This window comes from Paenarthrobacter aromaticivorans, from assembly GCF_019038615.1.
Taxonomy (GTDB): Bacteria; Actinomycetota; Actinomycetes; order Actinomycetales; family Micrococcaceae; genus Arthrobacter; species Arthrobacter aromaticivorans.
Genome location: NZ_JAHOPC010000001.1, coordinates 630054 through 656040 on the forward strand (window position 1 = coordinate 630054; position 25987 = coordinate 656040).

The window sequence follows — 25987 nt, forward strand, 5'->3', positions numbered from 1 at the left end:
CAAATTCGGCAGTCATTGTTCGGTGCGCGATGACGTCAGGGCAAAACTCCGTTCCTCGATCAAGAGGCTCCTGGTTCGTTTCGGATACCCGCCGGACAAGCAGCCGGAAGCGATCAAGCTGGTGATGGAGCAGATGGAGTCTATGGCACCCCGGTTTGCGGAGGCTCGGCTTTAGCTCGAAGCCGAGTCCTAAGACTGCACAATAAAACGGCTGCCCGGCTTGACGGGGGCGTTGTCCATGCCTCCCTCAGCCGCTCTGGTGATTTCCTCGTCCGAAACCACGCCAGCGTGTGCGTTGCGATGTCTCCTGGCCGATACGCTGGAATCATCAGGCAAGAGCCTGCTGTGCCGTTAATGAACAAAAGACCCGAGTGCAATCGGGTCTTTGTTCAGCGCGGTGCGCTCATTGGTGCGGTCAGAGGGTCATATCCTCAAATCCGAACACTTTGAGTGTATGGCCCTATACACGTAGGGCGCAACGTTGTTGTGCCCATAGACACGTGCAGGCCGTGCCCTTTTCCTCTGGGAGGAGGTGCCGGCGTGGAATCCAAACGGAAACGTGAAGAACCATGGGGCGCCTGGAATCTGGCGGTCAACATCATCCGACTAGTCGTTGATGTCGTTCGCCTGTTCTGGCACAACATCCCCTAACCGGGAGCGGTGGCCATCGGCGCAATGCTGGTGGCCGCCGTCAATGCTCTTCGCGGCAGCTCCCAAACCATCAGCTTTTAGGCCTCAATCAGCCTCGTTAAGTGGCCTTAGCTAAACAATTTGGTAACAACGTGCTCCACGGGGCAAGATTCCGCGCCATTGCAGGGCAAGACCGGGCAAAAAGATGTAAGACAACTAGGCAAATTGCCCCCTTCCACACCCCATAAATCGGATCTCAACTGGGGTTTGAGGGGCAAACCGCGTAAAATTGAACACCTGCCCGGAGCGGGGCAGCCAGAAGTCGCAAGCAAATGACCTCCCTAGGAGAAGCCCAAATGCCCATAGACCAAAGCAACACCGTCTCTCCGCCAGGCGCAAGGAACGCCAATGGAAACCCGGCTACAACGGCCGCTGCCAACACTGTAAAGAACCCCAAGAAAACGAAGCTCCTCACCAAGCGCCGGTTGAAAGAATCCGACGTCAATGTTGTGGACCAGCCGATGCTGAAGAAAGCGCTCGGCGGCACGATCGTCGGCAACACCATGGAATGGTACGACGTCGGCGTGTTCGGCTACCTCATCACCACCATGGGCCCGGTCTTCCTCCCGGAAGCGGACAAGTCCGTCCAGACACTCTTCCTTCTCGGCACCTTCGCCGCTACCTTTATCGCCCGCCCGCTTGGCGGCGTGGTCTTCGGTTGGCTCGGCGACAAAGTGGGCCGCCAGAAGGTGCTCGCAGCAACGCTGATGCTGATGGCGGCAAGCACGTTCGCCGTCGGGCTTTTGCCCGGTTACGCACAGATCGGCATCTGGGCCGCCGCCCTGCTGGTGATCCTCAAGCTCGTCCAAGGCTTCTCCACCGGTGGTGAATACGCCGGTGCTACAACCTTCGTGAGTGAATATGCCCCGGACAAGCGCCGCGGCTTCTTCGCCAGCTTCCTGGACATGGGCAGCTACATCGGTTTCGCCCTCGGCGCTGCACTGGTTTCGGTCCTGCAGCTCACGCTCGGCCAGGCAGCCATGGAGGAATGGGGCTGGAGGCTTCCGTTCCTGATCGCCGGTCCCCTGGGCCTCATCGCCGTGTACTTCCGTAGCAAGATCGAGGAATCCCCGCAGTTCCAGGCCACCCTGGACGCCCAGGAAGCCATCGCCAAGGACGCCGCGGCACAAGACGCCAACGTCGCCAAGGGCCCGGTTGGCATTATCAAGGCCTACTGGCGCCAGATCGTGCTGGCCATGATTCTCGCCGCCGCAGCCAACACTGTGGGCTACGCGCTGACCTCCTACATGCCTACGTACCTCACGGATTCCAAGGGCTACGACCCCGTTCATGGCACCCTGCTGACCATTCCGGTCCTGGTGATAATGGCCGTGTGTATTCCGCTCACAGGTAAGCTGTCCGACCGCATCGGCCGCCGCCCAGTGCTGTGGATCGGCGCAGGCAGCACCATCGTGTTCTCCGTTCCTGCCTTCATGCTGATCGGCATCGGCGATATCTGGTCCACCCTTGCTGGCCTTGCGCTGATCGCGTTCCCGGTGACGTTCTACATTGCCAACCTGGCCTCGGCCCTCCCGGCACTGTTCCCGACGTCCAGCCGCTACGGCGGAATGGGCATCGCCTACAACTTCTCGGTGGCCATCTTCGGCGGAACCACGCCGTTCATCGTGCAGGGCCTCATTGAGGGCACCGGCGATGACATGATGCCTGCGTACTACCTGATGGCTACATCCATCGTGGGTGCCATTGCCATCTACTTCCTGCGTGAATCCGCCCAGCGTCCCCTGCCCGGCTCCATGCCCAGCGTGGACACTGCCGCCGAGGCCCGTGAACTCGTTGCCACCCAGGACACCAACCCGCTCATCAATCTGGACGAAATGCCTTTCGACGGCCAGCCCATTGACGATGACGTGTTCGGCCGGCGTGACAAGGACCTGACTCCGGCCTAGGAATCAGGTGCCTGCAACTTCTGCGCAGCGCTTTTCGATAGTTCGCGGCCACCCGCCGCCCACCGTAGCCACCAATCCCCAGGCGCTCTCCTTCGGATTGGTGGCTACGGCTGTTAAGACGCGATCCTGCCGCTAACCCCGTTCCCAGACCGCACCCGCGTTGTTGCCCAACAACTTAATAGCGGCCTGGCAACGGGGTTAGCGGCCTGGCAACGGGAATCCGAATCGGTCAGGATCCCAGCAAACCCTTGACCGCCTCGCCAATAATCCGCGCGCCCTCGGGAAATCCTCCCGGATTGGGGCCGGCGTAGTTGAGCCTTATGTACGGGCCTTCAGGTTCCGCGGGGAACCACTCCGTACCTGCGGCAATGAGGACCCCGGCTGCCTCGCAATCCTTGGTGAGCTGATCGACGTCGAACCCGTCCGGCATCCGCAGCCACAGGTTCAAGCCGCCTTTGGGCAGGTGGCTGAGGTGCGCCTCTGGAACGTGCTCGCGGATGCTGGTGACCAACAAGTCACGGCGCGACTGCAGCTGATGGCCCAGGCCCCGAAGGTGCGTCTGCCAGCCAGGCTGAGTGACGACGTCGAGCGCTGCAGCCTGGAGCAGTCCGCTGACGTACATCGATTCCGCAGCCTGTGCGCCCATGATCCGTTCCCGCGCGGGACCACGGGCGATAATCGCTGCCACACGGATGGACGGCGAGACGCTTTTGGTCAACGAGCGGATGTACACCACGTGGCCGGAATCGTCCTTCGCGGCGAGCGGAACGGACTGCGCCGTGATACCAAAATCATGGGCCCAGTCGTCCTCCACAAGGAACGCTCCGTGCTGGCGGACAATCCGGAGGACCTCCTCGGCCCGTTCGGGAGACCATTGGGCACCCGTGGGGTTGGCAAAGTTGGGCTGGGCGTAGAACATCCGGGCCCCCGATTCCTCAAAAGCCCTCGCCAGCTCGTCAGGATCCGGCCCGTCGGGGCCGGACGGCACAGGAATGACGCGAACGCCGGCCTGGCCAGCGGCCAGCAGTGCACCCCAGTAGCTGGGCGACTCCACCAGCAGTGGCCGCCCATGCCCCACCAAGCCGCGAAAGATCGAGCTAAGTCCGCTCTGGCTGCCGGGAAGTACGACGACGTCGCTCGGCTGGGGCGGCGTGACGCCAACCGGCGTCGAGGTGCTGAGCTCGTGCGCGAACCAGGATTGCAGTTCGGGAAGGCCCTGGGCCGGTGGCCGCGACAGCGCAGCGTCTCCGCGGGCAGCCCTGGTAAGCGCAGCCCGGACGAGCCGCTCGGGCAGGAGTTCCCGGTCTGGGTAGCCGGAGTGGAATGCGATGACGTCGTTCGAAGCGCTGCGCATGGCGCCAGAGTTCAGCAGGCGCGGCGTTGGGGCGGCCCGGAGTGCGGCTGTCTGCCAGCCGTAATCGGACGGCCGGGCGGTTCGGTATGCCCGGACGAAGGTGCCAACGCCGGGGCGGCTTTCTATGAGGCCTTGGGCAGTGAGGGTTCTCAAGGCCTTCTGCACCGTCACCGGGCTTGCCTGGTATTCGGCCACGAGTTGACGGGTGGATGGCAGCTTGGCTCCCGGCGCGGCCGCTGCGATCCACTCTTTTAGTCGCGAGACAATCCGGGAACTGCTATCGTTATTCATGAGTCACAATAGTAGCGCTACTACACTTTCCCGGCCAGTGGTATCCAAGCGGACGTCGACAGGCGTTTGGTGGGGCCTTCTTGGCGTTGTCGCATTCTCGTTCACGGTTCCCTTCACCCGCGTGGCCGTTGAAGGCTTATCCCCCCTGTTCATCGGCGCAGGCAGGGCCGTTGTTGCGGCCGTTCTCGCAGCACTGGCTTTGGGCCTGACCCGACAACGCTTTCCGCAGGGCTGTCAATGGGTTCGATTGGCTGTGGTAGCCAGTGGCATCGTTGCGGGCTTCCCCTTGCTGACAACGTTCGCGCTGACGTCCACCACCGCAAGCCATGGAGCCATTGTGATCGCGCTACTGCCTGCGGCCACTGCAACGGTAGCGGTGATCCGGGGCCGTGAGCGTCCGCGGCTCCTGTTCTGGGTCCTGACTGCCGTAGGCGTTATTGCCGCGCTGGTCTTCGCTTTGGTTCAGTCCGGCGGTTTCGGTCAGCTTCATTGGGCTGATCTTCTGCTTCTCGGCGCCGTGATTGCGGCAGCCATAGGCTACGCGGAAGGAGGTCTGCTGGCGCGGGAACTCGGCCCCTGGCAGACAATCTCGTGGGCTCTGGTTGTTGCCTCCCCCGCCATGCTGCTATTGACGTTACTTTCACTGGGTTCGGGAGCGCCCTCGGCTACACCGGTTCAGTGGTTGTCCTTCGCTTACCTGGGCGTCGTGAGCATGTTCCTCGGGTTCTTCGCCTGGTACCACGGCCTGGCAATCGGACCCATGGCACAAGTCAGCCAGATCCAACTGGTCCAACCGATCATGACCATCGCGTGGGCAAGCCTGCTGTTGGGAGAGTCGATGACGTGGACCACCGCAATTGGCGGGCTTGCCGTGATCCTCTGCGCAGGGGCCGCTGTCCGCGTAAGGCTCAACCCGCCGTCGAATCCCTGACGCTCCCACGCCACCGCCCTGATCTCGTAGACTCGGCCCATGCCTGACGCAACTGTGGGTTCGATCCATCACCTTGAGATCTGGGTGCCGCACCTTGAACGGGCCCGGGAGGAGTGGGGCTGGCTCCTGGGCGAGCTTGGTTACAAGCCCTTCCAGGACTGGCCCACGGGCTGCAGTTGGAAGCTCAATGGCACGTACGTGGTGGTGGAAGGCACCGATGCCATCACCGGGACGGCCCACCGGCGCACGGATCCCGGGCTCAATCATGTCGCCTTCCATGCCGGCACCCGGGAAAATGTGGACCGGATTCGCGCGCTCGGGGCCGACGCCGGCTGGTACGAGATGTTCGAGTCGAAGTACCCGCACGCGGGCGGTCCGGATCACTACGCCGCGTATTTGATCAACACAGACAGCTACGAAGTTGAGCTGGTGGCTGAGTAGTAGCTACGTCGGCGGAACCACCGGACGCCACATGACCACTCGAGGCCAACGCGTCAGCCCCAACTCAGCTTCGTGCTCCATGAGCCTGGCCAGCTCCGGACCCCAACTGCCGGCGTCGAGCGTTTGGAACCCCAGCCGCCGGTAGTACGGCGCGTTCCACGGCACGTCGCGGAACGTGCTCAGCGTCTGGCGCTGCATGCCGTGCCCCCTGGCCCACACCCGTGCAGCATGCAACAGTTCGCGGCCGAGTCCTTGGTGCGCTTGATCCGGGTCCACGGTTACTTGCTCCACGTGCGCGTTGCCATCAACAATGTCCGTCAATAGATACGCCACGGGGTAGTCCAGTCCATCCGCCCACACCCAGGCACGCCCGGCAGCCACGTAGGTATTCATCTCGTCCAGGGAGAAGGGTTCGTCGTCCGCGATCTGATCCATGCCCAGATCCCGGAAAGCTTCCCCTGCTGCCCGCTCAATGTCCTGCAAACGCGGCAGATCGTCTGTTCGAGCTAGCCGGATCACCGTTTATCCAGTGCGGGAGGTGCCTGTCCGACGAGGAATCCATTGCGCGTTTCGATCAAGTCCTGCAGGTATCTGGCCAGAACCAGCTTCTCGAGCAGGCGGCCCAGCGGGCCGAACGGGGCAGCGAATTCCACGGTGTCCACCATCAGCGTCCCGCTGCCGTCCTGCCGGAACTCGTGCGTGTGGCGGAGGTACTTGAAAGGACCGCGCACTTGCTCATCAGTGAACGACGCCGGTGCCTCCATGCGCGTGATGCGGCTGGTCATGCGGAAACGGACTCCGAGGTGCCACGCCTGCCATGTGACCTGCTCGCCTTCGGAAATCAGACCCGTGGTGACGCCGTCTATGGCCTTTTCCCTGCTTTTAGTCATTGACCCCACGTGGGCATCGATGTTTCGGGAAAGGTCGAACAGCTCCTGTGGCGACATGGCGGAGCGGGTTCGGCAGACAAAAGCTACGGGCATACCTTGATCTTCCCAGACTCTGCCGGGCAGCGCTCTCCTCGACCTCATGTGGGAGGTACTAATGGAGGGTACTACCAGTGCCTTGCTACGGGTTGTGACCCGGCTTATGGCGGCCACCCCTGCGCTCCTGATAATTTCCGATATTGAACCCTTCGCACGCGGCCTGAATGATTGGTGGTGTCTTCCCTGTCCCCCTTCATGGCGCATGCCCGGGAGCTCCACAAATTGGGGCCGGCTAACAACGACCGTCTCTCGGCAGTTCGGGTGGCCCTCAGTGTCGCAGTTCCGGGGCTGGTCCTGATTCTCCTAGGCCGTCCGGACCTGATGATGTATGCGGTGTTCGGCGCCCTCACTGGAATGTACGGACGCAACGAAACCCACCAACTGCGGCTCAAACACCAAGTCCAAGCTGCGCTTGTCCTGGTTGGCGGACTGAGCATTGGCACGTTTCTTTCCGTTAACCACATCCACTCCTGGTGGCTGGTGTTGGTGGCGACTCTCTTTGCCGGTGCGGGTTCCTTATATGCAGACGCGGTGCGTCTTAAACCGATAGGGCCGTTCTTCGGCATCCTCGCTCTGGGGGCCTGTGCGTCGGTCCACACCAGCGTTCCGTTCCTGACGGCGGTGCTGATCGGTACTGCTTCAGCGGCCTTTTCGATTCTGGTCGGATTCGCTGGCTGGCTTCGGCATCGAAAGTGGGAGCCGGGCGCTGCGCGCGATGTCCCCGTCCTCCGCGGACCCTTACGGCAATCCGCCTTCGTTCATGCGGCCCGCTACACTCTCGCTGTCGGTGCTGCCGGCGTGTGTGGAGTTCTGAGCGGGAGCGGCCATCCGCATTGGGCCATGGCCGCGGCCGCCGTGCCGTTGGCAGGTGCGGACCTCCCGAGCCGCGTCCACCGAGGCATCCACCGCATCGTGGGGACGTTCCTGGGGTTGGCGGTAGTCGCCGTCGTACTTTTCCCAAGTCCGTTGTCACCGCTGCAGTATTTCCCCGGCCACGCTGCAATCGTCCTGGCCATTGTGGTGGTCCTTTGCCAGTTCCCTACTGAGCTGTTCATGGCGCGGCACTACGGCTGGGCCATGGTGTTCTTCACGCCCGTGGTCCTGCTGATCGCCCAACTGGCGTCGCCCATGGATCCGGGCGTGCTGGTGATGGAGCGGGCGGTTGAGACGTTCGTTGGTGCGGTGATTGGAATCGCAGTAGCGGTGCTGGTCAGGGCACCTGTCATTGCGGTTCCTAGGGCTGCAGGGGCCGGCGCGGCGGACCGGAAGTAAGCTTCGCCGGCAAGATACGCGCAAAGAAGCTAACCACCTTGTATCGACGCGTCGGGATGGAAACAGCTTTGCCCTTGGCGTTGTCCTCCAGCCCTTCCCGCACCACGCGCTCGGCGGTGAGCCACAGGAATCGCGGCGCCACGGACTTATCCATGCCCATGCGGTCGTGGAATTCGGTGTGCGTGAAGCCAGGGCACACCGCTGTGACCTGCACGCCCGACTTCCCATAGGCAATGTTCGCCCAACGACTGAATGTCACCTGCCAGGCTTTGGCGGCCGAGTAGGTGCCCCTGTTGGCGAAGGCTGCGACGCTGGCAACGTTGATGATCCGGCCCTTCCCGCGAGGCAGCATGGCTTCCAGCGCCGCATGGCACAGCTCCATCGGTGTCTGTACGTGTAGGCGTAGATGCCGCTTTTCTTCCTCCAACTCGTTCTGCTCGAACGACTTCAAGAGCCCAATTCCGGCGTTGTTGACCAGGACATCCACAGGTCGTGCAGCATCCCGCAAGCGGTTGGCCACCAAGGAAACCCCGACGTCGGTGGTCAGGTCGGCCGATAGAACCTCCGCCGAGATACTAAAGTCGCGTTCGAATTCCTCAGCCTTTTCCTTGAGGCGTTCTTCATCGCGGGCTACCAGGACGAGGTGGTGCCCGGCTTCGGCGAGCTGGCGCGCGAATTCCGCACCGAGCCCAGCCGTGGCACCGGTGACCAGGGCGGTGAGTTCATTGGCTCGAGTCGTCATGCGCCTAGACTATGCGCTGAATGCTCTTGGCGCCCCTGTCTGTTCGTCAGAGGTCGCGTGCTCTTCGTCAGAGGGTCGCGTGCGTGGCTTGGTGGCAATGACGGCCAGCACTATCGATCCGGTGATGCCGAGGATCCACCAGGGGAATCCGGGATCTGTTGTAGTTGACGGCAGCGTGCGGGGTCCGTCAGCGCTGGTGGGTGCAGTGGTCCGTTCACCGCGGACCAGGAGTCGGTGGCTGTTGATGCCTTTGGGTGTGCAGGTAATGAGGGTGAGGTAATCCTTGCCCTCAACTTTGCGCAAAGCCTCAGTTTGGTCGGGCAGGACCGTAAGGATTTGGTCCACCTTGTAATAGAGGGTTTCATCAAGCACGTTGATGCTGAAGACGTCGCCGTCATGGACTTTGTCCAGGTCGTCGAAAAGAGTGGCGTTGACGAATCCTGAGTGGGCACTCAAGACACTGTGAGTGCCTTTGCCGCCCACCGGAAGCGCCGACCCGAAGAGGTGGCCCGCGCCTTTGGAGAGGGTGTCCTCGTCCGTGCCATGGAAAATGGGCAAATCCGCATGGATGGAGGGAATGCTGATGCGGCCCATCATTCCTCCAGGCCCGACAGCCAGCATCTTCTTGTACGCCTCGGAGCCGGCGCCGATGGTGGTTTGTTCGCCTGCTTCGTTCAAGGAGTAAGGGTCCCTGAGGGGGCCTGAGGGCAGTTCTTCATTGAACTCCCGTGCCTGGTCCAGTAGGGACTTCTTCGCGGAGGGGTTCATGGTCTGGACAGAATCCACGTAGCCGCTGATCTCGGTGGCATGGACCCGATCCGAGAACCAGGCTGCGGCCGTGGGATAAAGCAGGATTCCGACGCCGATGACCGCCACCAACACGATCAGGAGCCGTTGCCGACTCCAGGGTCCGGTCAGATGCCGGAGTCGACGGGTTCGCGTTGGTGCCTGTGTCATCAAAATCCTGTGGCTGGGGTGAGTCGGTTGCGACGTGTCTAAAGGCGAATGCAAGTGGGGAAGAGCGCGTGGTTGGCGTTCTTCCCCACTTGGGGTTGCTGCGGGGGCCGCGGGTAGTGGCCCCCGTAGTGTTGTGTACCGGTTGGTGGTGTTTACCGGTGGTAGTGCTGGTTGTTGCTGGTGTTAGTTGTTGCTGGTGCGGCGGTTGCGGAGGAACATCAGGGCTGCGCCGGCGACGAGGAGGGCACCGGCTGCGTAGAGGATGCCGGTTCCGACGCCACCGGTCAGCGGCAGTTCGAAGCCGCTGTTGGAGGGGATGTTCTTCACTTCCAGGTCGATCCCGACCGTGGTGGTGGTGCTGTTGATCAGGAAGGACACCGGCTCGGCGAGCAGTTCATAGCCTGCCGGGGCGGTGGTCTCCACGAGGTAGTACGTGCGGTAGTCGGGGCTTCCGGGTGCCACGGCGGCGCCGTTGGCCCAGTCGGAGTACCGCAGTCCCGAGATCGTCAGGGTGCCGTCGGCGGCGACGGTGAAGACCGTCTGGCCGTTGAGGTCTACGGGGTTGGTGCCGGCCTGTGCGTCGGCTTCGTTGGTGTAGACGGAGAACGCGGCACCGGCCAGGGCTGCACCGTTTTCGTTGACTTTCTGCAGGGTCATTTCGCCCCACTTGGTCACGACCGGGGGCGTGACGATCGGGCCGCCGGGCTGGCCCGGTGCGATGGTGAAGCTGGCAGCGTTCGGGTAGACGAGGGCTTCGTTTTCGATTTCACCGATGGTGTTGACCTTGGTGTTCACGATGACCTGCACGCGGGTGTCGGTGTGTGCTGCCAGTTTGGTGCGACCGGCGTCGGTGAAGATGACCGAGACGGTGTTGGTCGCGGCGTCGAAGTTCACGGTGTAGTCCGTGCCTGCCGTGAGGGGGGTGCCGTCAACGAGGGTCGCGGACGCGCCGATGTAGGTCAGTTTCTGGTCCAGGACGTCCACGATCTTGTAACCATCGATGGTGGTTTCGTTGGGGATGTCACCGGTGATGGTGAAGTCGATCTGGTCCCCGAGCTTGACGTCCGGGGCGTCCGTGACGGTCTTTTCAGCACCCGTGATGGAGTTCTTCGGGTAGACGTGGACGTCGTAGATCCAGTTGTCCTTGTTATCCGGGTCCGTCAACGGCACGGAGACCAGGAACGGGGCCGAGGGTGTCACACCGGCGGGGTAGTTCGTTTCCGTCACCAGGTACAGGCCCACGGGCAGTCCGGTGAACCCGGCGGTCCCGGCAGTATCGGTGGTCTTCGCCTGGGCGGTGCCCAGGGCGTAGCCGGCGCCGGTGATCGAGGCTTCGGGGTTGGCCGGGTCGAAGATGCTGGAGAGGTTGTGCGCCGCGTCCCAGCCTGCGTTGGTGGACAGGTCAATGGTGTTGACCTGCTCGATGGTGAACTCGACACCGGCCAACGCTGTCAGGTCGGTGGTGTCCACGGACGTGCCGTTGTTCGGCAGGCCCGTGGGGGTGGCGGGGCGTTCGAACTTGTGGACCGTGATGGAACCGAGCTGGTCCCCGTCAACCAGGGGCGCGGCCGAAGCCGGGGCCACGGAGAAGGACATCGCCAACACCGCCCCGGCGATCGTAGCGGCGGCGGTCTTCCAAAGCCGCCCGGAATTATGATGACTCACTGTTTTTCCTCTTTCATAGTGATGGTGCTGATGCTCGGAAATGAACATGTGGTACCGCGGCCGCGCAGGAGCGCTGTGACCGCGGAGATCTGGATGGACTGCCCTAGATGGACTGTTGCCTCCGGCGGCCCTGTATTGCCACGGCAAGGGCGCCCAGCAGCAGGGCTGATCCTGCGGTGGTGAACGGCCACCAGCCAATGCCGCCGGACTCCGGAAGCTTCAGGGCCGGCACGTCCCGGACCGTCAGGAGGTAGATCCCGTCACCATCTGCATCCGTGGAGGTCACTACCCCGCCCCCGGAGCCCTGCCCCAGTGAGCCCTGTCCCAGGGTCACGGCGCCGTTGGGGGCGATGGTGAACTGGACCGGCTCGGCAAGGAGGCTGAAACCAGCCGGCGCCATGGTTTCTTCGAGCCAGTACGTTCCGGGCTGGATTCCTTCAATCTGGAACCGGCCTGTTTGTCCCGTCACTGCGGTAACGGCCGGGCTGGCCAGGACAGCTCCCGGCGCGCCGCCGCTGTCGGCGTGCACTGCCCAGGCGGAGCCGGCCATCGGGACCCAGGTACCGCCGGAGGACTCGCCGGTCTTCTCGATCAGCACTTTCGCCGGCGTCCGGTGGGTGGTGGTGCAATCAGGACCCGGCGCCCCGCCGGAGCTTGGTGCACAGGTCAGCGGTGGCGTCGTGGTGGAAGTGCCCGTCACCACGTTCACCAGCTGCGCGTTCCACGCACCGGCCTTGACCACCACGCTGTACGTCAACGTGGCCGTCTGCCCGGCCGGCAAGGTAAACGGCGCAGTGCTCAACATGGTGGACGGCGCCGCCGGATTCGCCACAACAACCGGTGATCCCGTTCCAATTGTCAGAGTCGCGGAACCAGGCACGAACGTCGCATCATCCAGCACGTTGCCCAGGTCATCCTTCAGGACCACACTGTCGATTTGTCCGCGTGTGCTGGTTGCGGTGACGGTGTATACGATGGTCTGCCCCGGGCTCACGGACTGGTTGGCGGGAACTGTCCCGTTGACCGTGGCAGTCTTCTTGATGGTCCACTCAGGCGATACGGGGGTGGAGACGCTGGCTGAACATCCGGCACCCGGCGAAGGCGGGCAACCAGGATCGACGGTGGGCACGGAAGTGGTGGAACCGGGAACCGGGTTGGGCCCGCCGCCGGGCATGTTCGGTACCGAAGTTTGCGCCGCGGGCACGATCTTCGCGGTGTTCACGATGGTCCCGGTAGTGCCCAGGGCGACCGTTCCCGTGACGGTGTACTTGATCGTTCCGCCGGTGTTGATCCGAACGGTATCCGACACACTTCCCGAGCCCGTGGCGCTGCAGGCCGTGGGTCCGGTGGGCGGCAATGTCGCCGTACCGGGAACCGTGACGGCACAGGTCCATGTGGCGCCTTGAATGGAAGATGGCAACGGGTCTGTGAAAGCGGCATTGATGGCGTCGCTGGGCCCGTTGTTGTGCACCGTTACCGTGTAGGTGATGGGCTGGCCTGGGATGTAGGCGTCCAGGTTGTCGTCCTTGGCGATGGAAAGGTCAACCAAGGGCCGAACCGTCAACGGCGCAGTTCCCGGAGGGTTCAGGCCGGTGATCGTGGGGAAGTTGTTGGTGCAGTCGGCAATGGCCGTTCCGTTGTTGGCTACGCAGCCGGAGTTGTTGTAGACACCCGGGGTGTTGCTGGTCACGGATACGGTGATTGTGCAGGAAGCGCTGCCTGCAGCCAGGTTCCCCGTGACGTCGACGGTGCCTGCGGTGACGCTGGAGGCCGTGCGGACACAGGTGCCTCCCAGCGGACCGGAAGCCGTAAGGCCAGCCGGGATGTTGTCCACAAAGTGCCAACCGTTCTTTGCCAGCAGGTCGCTGGTGTTGGTCACCGTGTACGTCAGAGTGGTGCTCTGTCCTTGGACGATGCTGGCCGGACTGAAGGCTTTGTCCAGCTGCGGAGTCACGTCCAGAAGCTTGATGTTGTCAAAACCGCCATCGTTGCCATTGGTGACACCGGACGCGTTGAACATCTTGATGCCGAGCGTTGAGCTGTTGTACTGGAAGGGCGCATTGGCCACCAGAGAACTGGTGTAAGCCGTCATGGTGGTGTTGGGGCCAACAGCCAGCGGGCGGTTCACGGTGAACTGTTGCCGCGAGGAACTGGGACGGCATCCGTTCAGGACGCCGCCGACGTTGGTGGCTGTTCCTGCTGCGTTGACGAGCTGGAACTGGTACTGCGGATCGCTGGCCTGGGTGGCCGTGTTTGCCGGGTCCGCACAGTTGCCATACACGGTGTCAACGCCAAAGGTGTAGAAGTGCCCGGCTGTAACCGGGATCTGCGCAGTGGTCTGGAACATGACTCCATTGGTGGGTCCGCTGCCAATCACGTCACAGCTCGAGGTATTGCCCAGAGCATCAAGAACGCACTCGGTGTACCCGGAGACGATGTGTTCGTTATCTCCCGCACCCGTATACATGCCCATGCCACGAGCCAGGGTTCGAATACCGTTGTAGCTTTGGACGCCGGCCACCGTGCTGCACTTGTTCGTCAACGCCGGAGTCGACGCCCACGCGGGAGCCAAGGAATTGTTGTAACTTAAGATGACGCCGTTGCAGCGCTCACCGTTGATCCACTGAGGCGATCCCGTGTACGTCCGTCCGCCGACTCCGATGTACTGGGCAGCCCCGTTCGTGGTGGTATAGGACTTTGCCCCAGTAGCAAGGTTGGTCATCCCGTTCTCAAAATTCTCAAGGAAGACGACAGCTGGAGCTTGGGTAACACCTGGCGTTCCCGGCGCAGCTGCAACCGGTGTCGATGCACCGACAATGCAGAGCGTGGTGACGTTGGCGAGCACGAGCAGTACAGATGCCAGCAGCCCAACCATTGAACGTCGGCGCGCGAGTCCGGAGGGCCGGTGGGACTGCGGCGGCGGTTGCCTCAATCCCTTCACCCTCCTTCTAAATGCTGTGGTCATAGCTTTCCCAGTGAGTAATGTGCAGTATCCGCTGCAGATATGAATCCCCCGACGCTTGGTGGCCGCTTCCGAACGTGGGGCCTTCCGCATTCAAAATGCATCGGCATGCGGTTCCCCTTCCTGGATGGCTGAGTCGCCACAGCCTCCAACATTCACGCGAGCTCTTTTCGGCCCCGCAGATTTGGTAGCGGAAAGGCGAAGAACATGTCGCTAACCGAAAAGTGACGCTCATCACATCATGGGTACGGACATTGCTTGGACGCGCTAAAGAGCGAAGCGCATAAAGAATTAGTGCCTGTCCAAGCCGGATCGTGTCGCGAAAATTCCGAGAAATTTGCCTCTTTAGTCCTAAGTACCCTGCGATTCAAGTCATCGCGGAATTTGCTGTCACACTGGGCCTATGGGGAGCGATTTTGATACGGGTTCCAGCGGCGGAACCATCACCGCTGGACCAGTCAGCGATCAGGAAATCATTGGGGCGGTCCGGGGAGGAGACACCGATGCCTTTGACTCGTTGTACCGACGGCATCTGGCTGCTGCGCAATACGTTGCGCGGGCGAATACCGATAACCCCAGTGACGCCGACGACATCGTTGCCGAGGCATTCGCGTCAGTGTTCCAGGCCCTTAGCAGCGGCAAAGGACCACGGGAATTCTTTCGCGCCTACCTGCTGACAGTCGTGCAGCGGACAGCGCATGCGCGGAACCGAAAAGCAAGGCTCACCCAGTCTGCCCCTGACGAGGCGATCCTGGATACCGCCGTCGTCGACGCCGACCCCGTCTTGAGGGAATTCGAATCCTCGGCCGTGGCGGCCGCGTTCAATTCCCTTCCCGAGCGCTGGCAAGCGGTGCTCTGGCATGTGGACATTGAGGGCATGAAGCCGGCTGCTGCTGCGCCGTTCATAGGTATCAGCCCCAATGGAGTGTCATCTTTGCTCATCCGGGCACGGGAGGGACTCCGTCAGGCGTATTTGCAAAACCACGTGGTGCTGGCTCCTGGCGATGAGTGTTCGGAGTATTCCGGCCAGCTGGGTAAATATGCGCGGAATGCGCTGAAACGGACCTCACGCGAAAAGATCAGCGCGCATCTGGAGACGTGCTCAAAATGCACTGCACTGCTGTTTGAACTCAACCACATCCAAGGTGCCATGAGGGCCGCTCTCTTCCCTTTGGTGACCGGCATCGTGTTGACCCCTGGCGCAGCTGCGGGACTGCTTTCAGCATCGAACCCGTCCGGCCACACCGGGCAAGACCCTGCGATCCTCCGATCCGCCGGCAACGTGTGGAAGGTTGCCGTTGCTGCGGCTGTTGCTGCAGGCGTGGCGATTTTTGGACTGGTCACGTGGTTCGGGCAGCCCGGTGCCGAGGTCAGTAAGGCCGGCGATGCTCCGTCTTCGGCGTCACCCTCGGCGTCCAGTGCCGTGTCGGACGTGCCCGCCGTCTCCTCCCCAGCTCCGACTGCGGCGCAGTTGCAGCAACCTTTTGCACCGGTGGAGGTTCGGCCCCATCCTGTATCCGAGGAAATTGACAGGCAGCGGGCAGCCGTTGTCACGAACTCCGGGACGGTATCCTCAACCACCGAGGCCATGCCTTCAACGGCTGCCCCGTTACAGATGGTCGACGCTGTTTTTGGCATGGAAGCCGGCAGCGGGCGACTCGAGCGCGATATCAGTGTGGGCTTTTCACTGCTTGGAGGCCCGGTACCAAGCTCCGGTGAAACAATCTTCAGCCTGCCGGAGAATGCCACGTTCATCCCCGGAAAATTCTCGGCACCGTCCGGATGGTCGTGCTCGGATCCAGCGGAGGGCAGTCGGTTGATCCGTTGCAGCACGGCGTCCTTCAAGCCAGCCAGCCTGGCATTCAAGCTGGGCGTTTCCCTTCGCAATCCAGAAGTAGGCAGCACACTGAACTATCAGTTCGGCGGCCAGCATGTCCTTAGCAAGTCCTTCGCCAGCAGTTTTCACTAGCGCGAGCCGCTGGCCATTCGCACGCCGGTCCGAGCGCCGAGCCTGCTCGGAAAGAGCCTGAATCTTTTTCCGTTTTCTCCGTCACGATTCGGCTTTAGCCAACACTAAGAGGCTGACAATATCTGTGCGCATCGGCTTCCTTGGAAGCGGAAGCACCAAGCGCAACTGCCTGGGACTTGAGTCAGGGGCGCTTGGGGACGATGGAAAGATAAGCAACAGCCGTGAAGAATTCTCTCCTGGCCAGAACTTTCGTGATACTTCTGTCCACCCTTACCGCTGCCTCGGCGCTGGGCGGCCTTCAGCTTTCTCCTGCGCAGGCAACAACGCCGTCAATGCCACCTACGCCTTCAACATCCTGGACGCCCGACGCTACCCAGCCTGGCACTGTGGTGTTCTCGGAGAATTTCGAGCACGGCAGCCCCAACTCCGCCCTTGGCGCGCAGTCTTACTCCGCTCCCGGGTCAAAGCAATACGTTGGCAAGGGTGGTCAGACGTACACAGGTTCCCCAGGTTGGATCGACGCCGCCAGGTGCAATGGCGTCATCCTGAGCTACCGGAATTCGAATACCCCCACATGGGCGCAGTCCGGAACTGCGGCAGAAGGCAAAAACAACAGATGTGCCGAGCTCCCGGATATTCGCAGCTATCAGTACATGCGCATGCTGGCCTTGGCCATGGGTCAGCAGTTCACGCCAGGGTCCGCCAGCACGAATCACGTGAACAGCTCCTACACTGAGTGCCCGTCCACCAGTTCCAGCGGATCGGCGTGTGATTTCATCCCTTCAGGGCCCACTGATGGAGTGATGTTCAAGACGGCAGAGCCGATCCCTGTTACTGCAGGCCACTATTACACCTTCGGCGTCAACACGGCGTACATGAATTGCGGCGTGGCCTCGGGCGATCCGTCGTATCAGTTCGCAACGGTTGACGCCGCCGGGTCGGTCACTCCCATCGGGAACCCACTCAACGGGTGCCGAACCTCGGACGACCCCAACGTGGACTCATTCCAGCAACAAGTCACCAGCGACGTCGGCGGAACCCCGGGAGCCGTCACCAGGACCGTCAACATCAACTCGATGACGTCAAACACGGCAATCCAAGCCACCGGCAATTCCTTGGGCTTGGAAATGTGGAACAACAACGGCGCAACCAACGGGAACGATGGCGCCTTTGACGACGTGCGCCTGGTTGACGTCACTCCAGGATTGAAGCAATCCTTCACGCCCGCGGTGGTGGGCCCCGACGGGATTTCCACCCTCACCCTCACCGTCACTAATACCAGTGAGCTCAACGCGAAGCATGACTGGTACATCAACCAGGTGCTTCCCTCCGGACTGAGGATCGCCCGGGATCCGAACATCGGGGGAACATGCGCTCAGGTTCTCGGAACCGGCCCCTTCCTTCGCTCGGCAGATGCCGGCAGCGGAACTCTTTCGATTTCCGGCGGCGACCTCCGTCGGGGCCAGGCCTCGTGCACCATCGTGGTGGATGTGACAGTTTCGGCCGAGGGCACGTATTCCAGCGCATCCACGGACATTGCAACCAACTTGAACCCTCCTGCAGCGGCTTCCCTTGTGGTCCGGGCACACCGGATTACGCTGGGCAAGGCGCTGACCACGGCCCGCGCTGCGGTCTCCGACCAATTCACTATGGAGATCCGTGCGGGGTCTCCTACCGGTCCCGTGGTAAACGCCATTAATCACTCCACTACCGCAGGATCTGTGGCAGCCATCGCTGCGGGAACTGGTGACACAGGTCAGACTACTGCCGACGCAGGCACTACCTACTACCTCACGGAATCGGGCGGCATCCCGTCCAATTACCACCGGAACATCACCTGTACGGACGCCGCTGGCCTGCAGCCGAATTTGCCGGTAGGAGCAGCGGTTGACCGGCCGTTTGCGCTTACACCCGTCGCTGGCGCAGACATCAAGTGCATTTTGACTGGCACCGCTGCGCCCCTTCCCGGCCTCGGGTTTACTCACAGCGCTGATGCTTCCGCCGTCCACTCGCCAGCGCAGGTAGGGGATGTGATTCGCTACAGCTTTAGGGCAACGAACAGTGGAAACGTGCCACTGACGGATGTGGTCATCAACAACACGCTTACCGGGCTCCCCGAGTTGGCATATTCGTGGCCCGGAATCGCCGGCCAGCTACTCCCGGGTCAAGCGCTAACCGCGACTGCGGCGTACACAGTCACCCGAGCAGACCTCGACGCCGGCCATGTGGCCAACTCCGCTACGCTCGCTGGCAGTCCGGGAATGGGGCGCCTGGTGGCATCGTTGCCGGTGGCTACGGATACGCCGTTGTCGCCGGATGCGCGTCTTGAGTTCTCGCCCACTGCAGACGCTTCTGCAGTGGGCGATCCTGCTCAGGTGGGCGAGGTCATCACCTATCACTTCACTGCGAAGAACGCCGGAAACGCCGCCCTCAAGGACGTCGCCATTGAGGACCCCGCGCCGGGACTCGGACCACTGGTCTACGTGTGGCCCGGCGTCCCGGGTGAGCTGCTGCCCGGTGAAAGTGTGACGGCTTCGGCAAGCTACGAACTCACGTGGTGGGACGTCAAAGCCGGCAACATCACTAACGCGGCAACAGCCCGGGGGGCGTCATCGGCAGGTGGGCTGGTAAAAACGCATCCTGCCACAACCGCAGTGGCATTCCCGCGGACAGGGCAGAAGGAGGCGGAAGAGGCATTCCTGCGGATAGCGCCGCAATCTGGACAAGAGGCCTCCTCGCGGTCCGTTCCGAATCGGCCAGCTCCCGATCAGCCCAGCAAGTCCGTAACCGCTACAAATTCGTCAGCCGGAGCATTGGCCAACACGGGAGCCGCGTTTTCCATCCTGCCGGTTGCTGTCATCATCCTTTCCGGCCTCGTCCTGTTCCTGATGGGACGCCGCAAAGGTGTCCGGAGTCAGCGGCAGGCCTAGGTCGTGGCCCGCTTCTTCTGCCACTGGAAGGCGTGCCAGAACAGCAGGGCGGCTGTGACCAGAATGGTGCCTGGAAGGACGTAAGGCACGGACTGCAGGACCATGAAATTCACTTGGGCCGAGGGACTTTGCGCCGTGGGACTGGCCATTGCCGCTACGGCGTCGAACGCCCAGAAGCAAAACCACACCAACCCAGCGTCCAGCACCCAGAGGGCCACGACGAACGGGTTCACGAGTACTCGCCTCCGTCCCCGTTCAGGGTCTTCAGGGGCATGCGGATTCACTGCCCGCACCGCATTCCCGTGTTCATCGATCTCGCGGAAACCGATCCGTTCGTGTGTCTCGTCAGCCACTGGTCCCCCAACCGTAGAGTTTTCTGTGCCGTTGACTCTACAGCCCCCTGCTAAGGCCCGGGGTATTTTCCACGGCGTCAGCTTCGAATAAAAGTCAATGACGCTTCCTCTTCTCGAAAAACGGCGAGAATACGCTCCTCAGGGGAAATAGGTCACAAAAGTTTGACGAAAAGGCAAGCCTAAGTAAGGCTTGCCTTTGCTAACTAGCGCCCAATGATGGAAGGAAGCTGACGTGACGTCACCAAGTGTCGAAGAGCGGATTGCTCAGGAGCAGGACTTTGGCTCCAAGGTGGAACTGGCCCTCGCTGCCACAAACCAGCTGTTCAACGCACGAAATTCGCCCAGCTATGTGGCGCAGGTTCTTCAGGGAGTCAACGCGGTCTCCACCAAAGTCCAGAGAACCGCCCAGCCGTTCACCGGCGTCGCGCACGCAGAATTGAAGGCCCGCGTTGGTGCCGTCGATCTCGAACGTCCGTTGCCGGATACGGCTGCAGCCCTTGAGGAGCTGGACGGGCTCTACCTCAAGGACGCGATCTACTTCCACGATGCCCGTTACGCGGCACACCTGAACTGCCCGGTGGTCATTCCCGCCCTGGTTGGTGAAGCCGTGCTCTCGGCCGTGAATTCCTCTATGGACACGTGGGACCAGAGCGCCGGTGCCACCATGATTGAACGCCGCCTCATCGATTGGACTGCGGAACGCATCGGCTTCATGGAAGAAGCCGACGGTGTCTTCACTTCGGGTGGGAGCCAGTCCAACTTCCAGGCGCTGCTGATAGCCCGCAACCACGCCGTGGCCAAGCTCCGTGCCACGAATGGCGACGCGCGCCTGCCGCACCTCCTGGACCGCCTCCGGATTTTCACGTCCGTAGACAGCCACTTCAGTATCCAGAAGTCCGCTTCCATGCTCGGACTCGGCTTCGATGCCGTCATCGCCGTGCCCACCGCTGCTGATCACCGCATGGATCCCACCGCACTTGCGGCTGCCCTGGCGGAAGTGCACGACGCCGGCCTGGTACCAATGGCGGTCGTGGCCACCGCCGGGACCACCGACTTCGGCTCGGTGGATCCTCTCTCCGAGCTGGCGGCCTTGGTGCGGGCCTATGATTCCTGGCTGCACGTCGACGCAGCATACGGCGGAGGCCTCATCGTCTCTGGCCGTTACCGCCACCTCCTGAACGGGATCCATCTGGCCGACTCCGTCACCATCGACTTCCATAAGACCTTCTTCCAGCCCGTCAGCTCCAGCGCAGTCCTGGTCCGCAACGGCGACATGATGCGCCACGTCACCTACTACGCGGACTACCTGAACCCGGAGAGCGCCGCGAAAGCTGAAATTCCCAACCAGGTGGACAAGAGCATCCAGACCACCCGCCGCTTCGACGCTCTCAAGCTTTGGCTCACTCTGCGCATCATGGGCGCCGACGCGGTTGGTGCACTGTTCGACGAAGCGATCGACCTGACGGGCCGCGTGGGGGCGGTGCTGGCAGACGATGCGGAATTTGAACTCGCCGCCGAGCCCCAGCTGAGCACTCTGGTCTTCCGCTATCGGCCACAAGTGGCGGGAGTGGCCCTCGATGAGGACGCCGCCGACGTCCTCAACCCGGCCATCCGCGCAGCGATCTTTGCTTCAGGCGAAGCCGTGGTTGCCGGCACCAAGGTGACTGGCCGCCACTACCTCAAATTCACCCTCCTCAATGCCGAGGCCTCCCTGAGGGATATTCAGGAAATCATCGAACTTATCCGACGGACGGGCGCCAGCCTGCTCGCGACCACCACGGAGGCCGCCGCATGAGCACCCCAGGCAACACCAGGATCTACGACGTGGCGGGAATCGGCGTCGGGCCCTTCAACCTAGGCCTGGCCGCGCTGAGCGCGCCCGTGGAAGACCTGGACTGCGTCTTCCTTGACCGTCGCGAGTCCTTCGACTGGCACCCCGGCATGATGCTGGAGCCCGCGCACCTGCAGGTGCCATTCATGGCGGACCTTGTCACTCTGGCCGATCCGACGTCGCCGTATTCGTTCCTGAACTTCCTCAAGCAGACCGGACGGTTGTACCGCTTCTACATCCGGGAAAACTTCTACCCGCTGCGCGCCGAATACAACCAGTACTGCCAGTGGGTGGCCGGCCAACTGGAGTCGGTCCGTTTTAGCACAGATGTGCTGGATGTGGCGTACGACTACGGCGTGTACCGCCTTTCGGTGCAGGGTCCGGATGGCGCTGCGGTGCTTCACGCCCGCAAGCTGGTTCTGGGAACCGGCACCTCGCCGCACGTTCCGGCCTCCTGTGCAGGGATCGTGGAGAGCGGCGGACTTGTCCTCCACAACGCCGACTACCTGTCGAGGAAGAGTGAGCTACAGTCCAAGCGCAGCATCACCATTGTGGGCAGCGGGCAGAGCGCCGCGGAGCTGTACTACGAACTTCTTCAGGAAGTCGACGTGTACGGCTACCAGCTCAACTGGGTGACGCGTTCCGGACGCTTCTTCCCCTTGGAGTACACCAAGCTGACACTGGAGATGACTTCGCCCGAGTACGTGGACTACTTCTACTCGCTGCCGGGGGAGCAGCGCGATTCCCTCATCAAGAGCCAGAAGAACCTGTACAAGGGCATCAACTCGGATTTGATCGATGACATCTACGATCTCCTGTACACCAAGAGTCTTTCCGGCATGGTGGATACCCAGCTCCACACGCACTCATCGCTGACTGCTGCTGAATGGGATGCGGCCACCGGGATCCACACGCTCCAGTTGCACCATGAAGAGCATGGACGCGATTACAGCCTGGAGTCCGAAGCCGTGGTTCTCGCCACCGGCTACTCCTACAAGGAGCCCGCCTTCCTGGCCGGCATCCAGGACCGGATCCGCCGCGACGCCCAGGGCCGCTTCGACGTCGAACGCAATTACGGGACGGGTGTGGAACCTGGCGAAATCTTCGTCCAGAACGCAGAGCTTCACACCCACGGTTTCGTCACGCCGGACCTCGGCATGGCCGCCTACCGCAACTCCTGCATCCTGCGCGAAATCACCGGACACGAGGTCTATCCGATCGAGCGCAGCATCGCGTTCCAGCAGTTCGGCGCGCCAGCCGCAGTTGCTTCAACAGCTCCGAACACCGTGGGGGCCGCTGTATGAGCTTCACATTCCGGCCAGTCGACCCCAAAGCGGACGCACCTATCCTCCACAGCTGGGTAACTCGGGAGTATGCACGGTTCTGGGGGATGGTGTCGGCCACCGAGCAGGACGTTGTGGAGGAGTACTCAGGCATCGCAGCCTCCGGACACCATCAGGCATTCCTGGGGCTCGACGACGGCGTCCCCGCCTTCCTGATGGAGCGGTACCGTCCCGGGTCATCGCCGTTGGCGGACGTTTACGAGGTCCAAGCCGGCGATGTTGGAATGCACCTCCTGGTGTCCCCGCCTTCCGGCAACCCGCAGCCCGGCTACACCACGGCCGTCATGCAGTCGGTGATGACGGAACTATTCGCTGACCCTGCAACCCAACGGGTCGTCGTCGAGCCTGACGCACGAAACCACAAGATCCACGTGCTGAACCAGAAGGTGGGCTTCCGTCCGCACGGCGTGGTGACTCTTCCCGCCGTCGACCCCTCCGAAGACCACAAGCAAGGCCTGCTGAGCTTCTGCACCCGCGAGGACTTCTTCGCCACCCTGACCCCGATTCTGGCCGCGCCTGCCGCGGCGATCAGAGGAGATTTCCTGTGACCACTACTGCCGAAGCCGCCCTCCACGAGGCAGCCGAACCTGTATCCCACTTGACCCCGGAGCGCTGGGCCGTTGCCAACAGGCACTTGATACGGAAAGCCATTGCCGAGTTCTCGCACGAGCGGATCCTGGTGCCGGAGCTGATCCGGGAGAAGGGCGCCGGCGTCGGACTGTACAAGGTTGTCAGCGACGACGCCACCGTTGAGTACCGCTTCCGTGCGCGCCTCTTGGTGCTTGAACACTGGTCCGTCTTCCCGGAATCCATTGCTCGAATCCGCGATGGTGCGGAGCTGCCGCTGGATGCCTTGGACTTCATCACCGAGTTCCACGAGGCACTGGCCATTCGCGAGGAGATGCTGCCGGTCTACCTTGAGGAAATCAGCAGCACACTGGCCAGCCACGCCTACAAGCAGGGCAAGCCGTTCAGCTCAGCCCAGTTGGCTGCAGGCATCACCGGCGGGGCTGATCGGGCTGCCGACTTCCAGGCCATAGAGCACAGCATGACCGAGGGTCACCCGTGCTTCGTTGCCAACAACGGACGGTTGGGTTTCGGGATCGCGGACTACCACGCATTCGCGCCGGAAACAGGTGCCGTGGTGAAGCTTCAGTGGATCGCTGTGCATCGCAGCAAGGCCGTCTTTACCTCCAGCGCAGCTTTGGATTACAGGACGCACTTCGAGGCCGAGCTGGGACCGGCAACTCTGGCATGGTTCAACGCGGAACTGTCCGCTTCAGGCCTTGATCCTGAGGACTACCTGCTCATGCCGGTACATCCGTGGCAGTGGGATAACAAGCTCACGGTGACGTTCGCGGCAGAAATCGCCCAGCGTCATATCGTGAACCTGGGCACAGGTGAAGACGCCTATCAGGCCCAGCAGTCCATCCGGACGTTCTTCAACACCACCTCGCCGGAGAAGGCCTATGTGAAGACGGCGATGTCCGTGTTGAACATGGGCTTCATGCGGGGGCTGTCGCCGCAATACATGAAGGCAACACCGGCCATCAACGACTGGCTGCAAGAACTGATCGACAACGACCAGGAGCTCCAGAACCGGGGCCTGGCCATGATCCGTGAAACTGCGGCTATCGGCTATCACAACCACTACTACGAGGCTGCTTCGGCCAAGGGTTCGCCGTACAGGAAAATGCTGTCTGCCCTGTGGAGGGAAAGTCCCCTGCCTTTGCTTGAGGACGGCCAGCAGCTGGCAACCATGGCATCGCTGCTGCACGTCGATGCCTCCGGCACCTCCATGGTTTCTTCACTGATTGCGCGCTCCGGCCTGGCTCCAATGCGATGGCTGCGCCGCTACTTCGAGGCGTACCTCGTGCCGCTGGTGCACTGCCTCTACGAATACGAGCTCGCGTTCATGCCCCACGGCGAAAACGTCATCCTGATCCTCGAAGACGGCGTTCCCGTCCGCGCCATCATGAAGGACCTGGCGGAGGAAATCGTGGTGATGGGGGACAGGCTGGAGCTGCCCGAGGAGGTTTCCCGGGTCAAGGCAGAGATACCGGTGGATGAGATGGTGTTGGCGATCTTTACGGACGTCTTCGACTGCATCTTCCGCTTCCTCTCCGCGATCCTCGTTGAGGACGGGACGGTGCGCGAGGACGAGTTCTGGGGGACTGCCGCATCGGTGCTGCGGGAGTACCAGGCACGGCACCCCGAACTCGCCGATCAGTTCGCGATGCACGACCTCTTCGCTCCGGACTTCGAATTGTCCTGCCTCAACCGGCTGCAATTGCGGAACAACCAACAGATGCTCGATATCTCGGATCCGTCCGGTGGTTTGCAGATGGCCGGACGGCTGACCAACCCCCTGGCAAAGTTCGCTTAAGCGGAAAAATGGCGGAGGCGCCGCCGGGAAAAGTTACTTCATCCGGTGGCGCCCCCTCGTGACTGGCTGCCTGATCCGACCCCAGGCAGCTGCCACGCCTAAGTAGTACGAGTTGCTGCTTAATCGTGTTGCGAAAATCGGAGGCCACTGATGACCCGATCGCACTCTGCTGGCGAGGTGGGAAAATCCAAAAATTCCACGAGCGTTCGCCGTCCAACGCCCTGGTGTAGCCCGTCGATGAGTTGCAGACAGCGAAACAACGCCTCGTAGCTCTCCCGCTTGCGGGTCAGCATGGTATGAATACTTCCGCGATGATAGGCCGCAGTGGCTTCCACTGCCGCGAGTTCCCCTCGGCATATCTGTCCCATTTCGGCCAACGTTTCCCAGCTAAGCAGCTTGCCGCCTTCAGACCATCCCAGGTGAAGGCTCGCTATCGTGTGGCTTCTACCCCGGGCGCTGGGGCGGAGCGACATCTCATGGATGAGCCGTTCAAAGTGCGCCATAGTTGCTAGCCCTGTATAGACGTCGGTGCAGGAGAACGGCTCAACACGTTCGTTTTCCTGCGCCCATCCCTCGACGAGATCCCGCATAGAGCCATCATCAGCAGGTACGCCTGCCGCTTCGAAAAAGGCACTGAGATCCTGCATTGTTTCGCGGACTCCAACGCCGTGATAGGCGCGGGACGCCCCCAGGTTCTTGGCGGACATTTGCAGCTCACCGCCCTCCGCTTGGGCCTTGAGCATGTCCTCGACTTCTGGAACCAGCCAGTCACCCGGAAACAGCCATCCGGCCTGCTCACTACGTTGTCGCCAGCGCCCACGTAGCTGTAAGGACCTGCTTTCGATTTTCAGATGAGCGCGTTGATCTTTCATGTCCAATGAGTGCCATTGAGCGCCCAGTCATGACGCAATTTCGTCCAAATAATGGACAAGTGGGAAGCCTTGCTCGCACTAAGGACGCTGAGATAAGTGTTCCGG

Annotated in this window: 19 protein-coding genes and 1 pseudogene; 11 read left to right on the plus strand and 9 right to left on the minus strand. The window is 62.0% G+C overall.

Features of this window, described 5'->3' with window-relative positions; genetic code table 11:
• Positions 1–19: 19 nt before the first annotated feature.
• Both KSW38_RS23775 and KSW38_RS03040 read left to right on the plus strand, forming a co-directional pair.
• A pseudogene (locus KSW38_RS23775) lies at positions 20–175 on the plus strand (type I restriction enzyme endonuclease domain-containing protein); the annotation flags it as partial.
• An 811-nt stretch (positions 176–986) separates the two neighbouring features.
• Entirely contained in the window at positions 987–2597 is a 1611-nt protein-coding gene (locus KSW38_RS03040) for an MFS transporter (RefSeq protein ID WP_216922555.1), read from the plus strand.
• 229 nt (positions 2598–2826) lie between these two features.
• On the opposite strand, the gene KSW38_RS03045 is transcribed toward KSW38_RS03040, so the two are convergent.
• The gene (locus tag KSW38_RS03045; RefSeq protein ID WP_216922557.1) at positions 2827–4242 is read right to left on the minus strand and encodes an aminotransferase-like domain-containing protein; all 1416 of its coding nucleotides are present in this window, start codon (positions 4240–4242) and stop codon (positions 2827–2829) included.
• On the opposite strand from KSW38_RS03045, the gene KSW38_RS03050 reads away from it, so the two are divergent.
• Both KSW38_RS03050 and KSW38_RS03055 read left to right on the plus strand, forming a co-directional pair.
• Positions 4241–5173, plus strand: coding sequence for a DMT family transporter (locus KSW38_RS03050; RefSeq protein ID WP_216922559.1), 933 nt, complete (start codon positions 4241–4243; stop codon positions 5171–5173). The two genes, KSW38_RS03045 and KSW38_RS03050, sit on opposite strands and share 2 nt — an antisense overlap.
• Before the next feature lie 39 nt (positions 5174–5212).
• Positions 5213–5614: a VOC family protein gene (locus KSW38_RS03055; RefSeq protein WP_216922561.1), complete on the plus strand. Its 402-nt coding sequence runs from the start codon at positions 5213–5215 to the stop codon at positions 5612–5614.
• A 3-nt stretch (positions 5615–5617) separates the two neighbouring features.
• Here the strand turns inward: KSW38_RS03055 and KSW38_RS03060 are convergent, their stop codons facing one another.
• Both KSW38_RS03060 and KSW38_RS03065 read right to left on the minus strand, forming a co-directional pair.
• A complete protein-coding gene (locus KSW38_RS03060; protein ID WP_223947589.1) occupies positions 5618–6049 on the minus strand; it encodes a GNAT family N-acetyltransferase in 432 nt (143 codons plus the stop codon).
• A gap of 80 nt (positions 6050–6129) precedes the next feature.
• Positions 6130–6597, minus strand: a complete 468-nt coding sequence (locus KSW38_RS03065; RefSeq protein ID WP_216922564.1) for an SRPBCC family protein — start codon at positions 6595–6597, stop codon at positions 6130–6132.
• 177 nt (positions 6598–6774) lie between these two features.
• Here KSW38_RS03065 and KSW38_RS03070 point away from each other — a divergent pair, with 177 nt between their 5' ends.
• Entirely contained in the window at positions 6775–7872 is a 1098-nt protein-coding gene (locus KSW38_RS03070) for an FUSC family protein (RefSeq protein WP_428982349.1), read from the plus strand.
• On the opposite strand, the gene KSW38_RS03075 is transcribed toward KSW38_RS03070, so the two are convergent.
• The 4 genes from KSW38_RS03075 to KSW38_RS03090 all read right to left on the minus strand — a co-directional run bounded on the left by KSW38_RS03075 (position 7835) and on the right by KSW38_RS03090 (position 14177).
• Positions 7835–8614 carry an SDR family NAD(P)-dependent oxidoreductase gene (locus tag KSW38_RS03075; RefSeq protein WP_216922566.1) on the minus strand — a complete coding sequence of 260 codons (780 nt, stop codon included), beginning with the start codon at positions 8612–8614 and terminating at the stop codon, positions 7835–7837. The two genes, KSW38_RS03070 and KSW38_RS03075, sit on opposite strands and share 38 nt — an antisense overlap.
• A gap of 9 nt (positions 8615–8623) precedes the next feature.
• A complete protein-coding gene (locus KSW38_RS03080; RefSeq protein WP_216922568.1) occupies positions 8624–9571 on the minus strand; it encodes a class C sortase in 948 nt (315 codons plus the stop codon).
• Positions 9572–9754: 183 nt separating this feature from the next.
• Positions 9755–11236: a SpaH/EbpB family LPXTG-anchored major pilin gene (locus KSW38_RS03085; RefSeq protein WP_216922570.1), complete on the minus strand. Its 1482-nt coding sequence runs from the start codon at positions 11234–11236 to the stop codon at positions 9755–9757.
• A 103-nt stretch (positions 11237–11339) separates the two neighbouring features.
• Complete coding sequence (locus tag KSW38_RS03090; RefSeq protein ID WP_216922572.1) at positions 11340–14177, minus strand: DUF7927 domain-containing protein; 2838 nt, start codon at positions 14175–14177, stop codon at positions 11340–11342.
• A 424-nt stretch (positions 14178–14601) separates the two neighbouring features.
• Here KSW38_RS03090 and KSW38_RS03095 point away from each other — a divergent pair, with 424 nt between their 5' ends.
• Together KSW38_RS03095 and KSW38_RS23695 are read left to right on the plus strand one after the other, a co-directional pair.
• On the plus strand, positions 14602–16167 hold the full coding sequence (locus KSW38_RS03095) for a sigma-70 family RNA polymerase sigma factor (RefSeq protein WP_216922574.1): 1566 nt from the start codon (positions 14602–14604) through the stop codon (positions 16165–16167).
• A gap of 221 nt (positions 16168–16388) precedes the next feature.
• Entirely contained in the window at positions 16389–19097 is a 2709-nt protein-coding gene (locus tag KSW38_RS23695; RefSeq protein ID WP_216922576.1) for a DUF7507 domain-containing protein, read from the plus strand.
• Here the strand turns inward: KSW38_RS23695 and KSW38_RS03105 are convergent.
• Positions 19094–19450, minus strand: coding sequence for a hypothetical protein (locus KSW38_RS03105; protein WP_216922579.1), 357 nt, complete (start codon positions 19448–19450; stop codon positions 19094–19096). The two genes, KSW38_RS23695 and KSW38_RS03105, sit on opposite strands and share 4 nt — an antisense overlap.
• A gap of 232 nt (positions 19451–19682) precedes the next feature.
• On the opposite strand from KSW38_RS03105, the gene KSW38_RS03110 reads away from it, so the two are divergent.
• The 4 genes from KSW38_RS03110 to KSW38_RS03125 are packed head-to-tail and all read left to right on the plus strand — an operon-like array spanning position 19683 to position 25010.
• The gene (locus tag KSW38_RS03110) at positions 19683–21245 is read left to right on the plus strand and encodes a pyridoxal phosphate-dependent decarboxylase family protein (RefSeq protein ID WP_308169278.1); all 1563 of its coding nucleotides are present in this window, start codon (positions 19683–19685) and stop codon (positions 21243–21245) included.
• Positions 21242–22585, plus strand: a complete 1344-nt coding sequence (locus KSW38_RS03115; protein WP_216922581.1) for a lysine N(6)-hydroxylase/L-ornithine N(5)-oxygenase family protein — start codon at positions 21242–21244, stop codon at positions 22583–22585. The genes KSW38_RS03110 and KSW38_RS03115 overlap by 4 nt, the downstream gene beginning before the upstream one ends.
• A complete protein-coding gene (locus KSW38_RS03120) occupies positions 22582–23172 on the plus strand; it encodes a GNAT family N-acetyltransferase (RefSeq protein ID WP_216922583.1) in 591 nt (196 codons plus the stop codon). The genes KSW38_RS03115 and KSW38_RS03120 overlap by 4 nt, the downstream gene beginning before the upstream one ends.
• Positions 23169–25010: an IucA/IucC family protein gene (locus KSW38_RS03125; protein ID WP_216922585.1), complete on the plus strand. Its 1842-nt coding sequence runs from the start codon at positions 23169–23171 to the stop codon at positions 25008–25010. The genes KSW38_RS03120 and KSW38_RS03125 overlap by 4 nt, the downstream gene beginning before the upstream one ends.
• 119 nt (positions 25011–25129) lie before the next feature.
• On the opposite strand, the gene KSW38_RS03130 is transcribed toward KSW38_RS03125, so the two are convergent.
• Positions 25130–25882, minus strand: coding sequence for a hypothetical protein (locus KSW38_RS03130; RefSeq protein ID WP_216922587.1), 753 nt, complete (start codon positions 25880–25882; stop codon positions 25130–25132).
• Positions 25883–25987: the final 105 nt, after the last annotated feature.